This window comes from Mycobacterium sp. (assembly GCF_040509115.1).
Taxonomy (GTDB): domain Bacteria; phylum Actinomycetota; class Actinomycetes; order Mycobacteriales; family Mycobacteriaceae; genus Mycobacterium.
The window spans coordinates 1-3,214 of record NZ_JBEVLO010000358.1 but is presented as its reverse complement, the minus strand read 5'-3'; the positions used below and the strand labels follow the sequence as shown (position 1 = coordinate 3,214).

Genomic DNA, 3,214 nt, shown 5'->3' with positions numbered 1-3,214 from the left:
CGGATGCACGTCGGAACCGACGCCCGCCGCCGCGGCACCCACGGTCACCACCGCGCCTGCCCCTGTGCCCGCCCCTGGCGCGGTCAAGCCCACCGTCGTACTGGTGCACGGCGCCTGGGCGGACAACTCCAGCTGGGACGGCGAAGTCGCCGAACTGCAAAAGGAGGGCTACGACGCCCGTGCCATCTCCAACCCGCTGGAGAACCTCACCACCGATGCCGAATACGTCAAGGCCTTCCTCGCCACGATCAAGGGACCGATCGTCTTGGTGGGCCACTCCTACGGCGGATCGGTGATCACCAACGCCGCCGAGGGCAACCCGAACGTGAAGGCGCTGGTCTACGTGGACGCGGCGGCACCCGACGTCGGCGAGACCACCAAGCAACTCAGCGGCAAGGACTCGGTCTTGAGCACCGACACCGACGCCCAGCTGTTCGACCCCGTGCCCTACCCGGGCGCCCCCGCGGGTGCCATGGACCTGTATCTGAAGAGGGACGTCTTCGTGGGCGACTTCGGCAACGACCTACCGACCGACGTCGCGACCAAGCTGTGGGCCAGCCAGCGCGCGGCATCGACCGTCGCGTTCGGTACCCCGTCCCAGTTCGCGGCCTGGAAGACGATCCCGTCGTGGTACTTCATCAGCAGCGGTGACCGCATCATCACACCCGACTCCGAGACGGCGATGGCCCAGCGCGCCCATTCCACGATCACCACCTTCGACGGTGGCTCACACTTGACGCTGATCTCGCATCCCGAGGCCGTGACGGCAGTCATCAACTCCGCCATCGCCTCGGTGCACTGAAAAGCTTTGGAACAAGGGGAAAGTCATCGTCATGGACACGCCGACCCGCTGGGATTCTCGACGACGCGCCAAGGCCGAACGCGTCGCCGCGGGTGGCGCTCACGCCGACGGCAAGGTAATCGACCCCGCCCAGCTCGGTGCACTTCTGGAGGCCGTGATCAGGCCGGGTGACCGCGTCGCGCTCGAAGGCGACAACCAAAAGCAGGCCGACTTCCTGTCTCGCACCCTGGCCGACTGCGATCCGAAACAGCTGCACGACCTGCACATGCTGATCTCCTCGGTGTCGCGCCCAGAGCACCTCGACCTGTTCGAGCGGGGCATCGCCGACAAGCTCGACCTGGCCTACGCGGGCCCGCAGAGCGTCCGCATCGCGCAGATGGTCTCCGACGGCACGGTGCGCATCGGCGCCATCCACACCTACGTCGAGCTGTACGCCCGCATGTTCGTCGACCTCGCACCGGACGTCGTCCTGCTGTGCGCCTCGACGGCCGACCGTTCGGGCAATCTCTACACCGGGGCCAACACCGAGGACACCCCGACGATCGCCGAGGCCGCCGCGTTTCACGACGGCGTGGTGATCGTGCAGGCCGACGAGATCGTCGACGGCGTCGGCGGGCTGCCCCGTGTCGACATCCCCGGCGACTGGGTCGACTTCGTCGTCCAAGCCGATCGACCCTTCGCACTGGAACCGCTGTTCACCCGCGACCCTCGCCAGATCGGCGACGTCGAGATCCTCAAGGCGATGATCGCGATCCGCGGGGTCTACGAACGTCACCAGGTGGTGTCGCTCAACCACGTCGTCGGATTCGACACCGCGGCCATCGAACTGCTGCTGCCCACCTACGGCGAGCAACTCGGCCTCAAGGGCAAGATCGCCAAGCACTGGGTGCTGAACCCGCACCCCACCCTGATCCCCGCCATCGAATCGGGCTGGGTCGAATCGATCCACAGCTTCGGCGGCGAATCCGGGATGAATCGTTATGCCGCAGCGCGACCCGACGTCTTCTTCACCGGCGCCGACGGATCGTTGCGCTCCAACCGGGTGCTGGCCCAGCTGGCGGGCCAATACGCGATCGACATGTTCATCGGCTCGTCGCTGCAGATCGATCGCGACGCGAACTCCTCCACGGTGACCGACGGGCGACTGTCCGGGTTCGGTGGCGCACCCAACATGGGCCACGACCCGCACGGGCGTCGCCACGCGTCGGCGGCCTGGCTGGACCTCGCGTCCGGCGACGGGGCCAGCAGGCGCGGCCGAAAACTGGTGGTGCAGATGGCCCAAACGTTCCGGGCGGGCGGGGTGCCGACGTTCGTCGAGACGCTCGACGCGGTCGAGGTCGGGAAGGACGCGGGCATGGCGCTGCCGCCCGTGATGATCTACGGCGACGACGTCTCTCACGTCGTCACGGAAGAGGGCGTTGCCTATCTCTACAAGGCGCCCTCGCTGGCCGATCGCCGCGATGCGCTGGCCGCGGTCGCGGGCGTCACCCCGGTGGGACGGACCGCCGAGGCCAAGCGCACCGAGTCGTTGCGCCGCGACGGACTCGTCGCGTTCCCAGAGGACCTCAAGGTCGAGACGCGCCTGGCCAACCGCTCGCTGCTCGCCGCCCGCAGCATCGAGGATCTCGTGGCCTGGTCGGGCGGCCTCTACGAACCACCGTCGAAGTTCAGGGATTGGTGATCGCGATGACCGCAATACTGTCCACTCCAACGACTCTGGACGCCCTGGCCATCGCCGACCTGGCCGTCGCAGTGCTGCACGACGAAGCCGACCTGACCCCCAAGCCCGGGCTCGTCGACGGACGGGGCCCAGGGACGCACGCCGACATGTCACTCGCCATGCTGCACGACTCGGCGGATGCGCTGCACCTCGCCTTTGCAGAATGTGCTTGGGCGGCAACCACTCTCGACTTGGGGACTGAACTACGTGCACTGATCGGCGTCATCGGTCGCGTCGGTGAGCAGCACATGCTGACCGCGACGGGAGGCGTCAACACCCACCGCGGGGCGCTGTGGGCCCTCGGCCTCCTGAGCGCCGGTGCAGCGCGGGGCGGCGGAATCGTGGAGATCACCGACTTCGCCGGACGGCTTGCCTCGATCCCCGACCCGGCGCTGGTGGCAAGCGACCGAATGTCGCACGGCGCCGCTGCGCGACACCGCTTCGGCGCGCATGGTGCGCTGGGGGAGGCGCAATCGGGCTTCCCTCACGTCACCCGCCACGCACTGCCGACGCTGCGTCGGGCCCGGTGCGCGGGTGCCGACGACGACACCGCACACCAGGATGCGCTGCTGGCGCTCATCGCCCACCTCGACGACACGTGCATCCTGCACCGTGGTGGCCGCCGGGGGCTTCGGGCCGTGCAGTCGGCCGCGGCGGCGGTGATCAGCGCGGGCGGCTTGAGCACGCCAGGC

The 3,214-nt window shown here is 68.5% G+C and carries 3 protein-coding genes; all 3 read left to right on the top strand.

Translation table 11 applies throughout. The annotated features are described in order from the left end of the window. A partial coding sequence (locus ABW137_RS24965) for an alpha/beta fold hydrolase (protein ID WP_526404144.1) occupies positions 1 to 802 on the top strand: 802 nt, incomplete at its 5' end. 31 nt (positions 803 to 833) lie between these two features. Continuing rightward, on the top strand, positions 834 to 2,483 hold the full coding sequence (gene mdcA, locus ABW137_RS24960) for a malonate decarboxylase subunit alpha (RefSeq protein ID WP_526404143.1): 1,650 nt from the start codon (positions 834 to 836) through the stop codon (positions 2,481 to 2,483). A 5-nt stretch (positions 2,484 to 2,488) separates the two neighbouring features. Next, positions 2,489 to 3,214: triphosphoribosyl-dephospho-CoA synthase (locus tag ABW137_RS24955; RefSeq protein WP_526404142.1), on the top strand; the 726-nt coding region annotated here is incomplete at its 3' end.